This is a genomic window from Polaromonas sp. P1_G1 (assembly GCF_056405595.1).
The window spans coordinates 1-403 of record NZ_JBFUBU010000242.1 but is presented as its reverse complement, the minus strand read 5'-3'; the positions used below and the strand labels follow the sequence as shown (position 1 = coordinate 403).

Below are 403 nucleotides of genomic sequence, written 5' to 3'. Positions count from 1 at the left end.
CCTGGGACGGCGATCATCATCCCTTGGTCGCTCGGGTGGCACCGACGGAATCGACTATGCCGGTGTTTCCGACCTACGACCTCGAATCCCAGTTCCACACCATGGCTCAGGTGCGCGAGCACTCGGCGGTGCCCGTACCCGCGGTGTACTGGTCAGAATCCGACCCGGACGCGTTGGGTGCGCCGTTCTTCGTGATGGAACGAATCTCCGGCGACGTGCCGCCAGACGTCATGCCGTACAACTTCGGATCGTGGGTCACCGAAGCGTCCCCCGAGCAGCGAAAAACCCTCCAGCGCAGCTCGGTCGACGTCCTGGCTCAATTGCACGCCATCGACAAGCCGTGTGAGCGTTTCGACTTCCTCCGACTCCCGAATTCGGGAACGACTGCACGAGACGCATTCAC

At 62.5% G+C, this 403-nt stretch carries 1 protein-coding gene; it reads left to right on the top strand.

What is annotated here, in order from left to right; translation table 11 throughout:
• Positions 1-56: 56 nt before the first annotated feature.
• Positions 57-403: phosphotransferase (locus AC1D1Y_RS26670; protein ID WP_477684994.1), on the top strand; the 347-nt coding region annotated here is incomplete at its 3' end.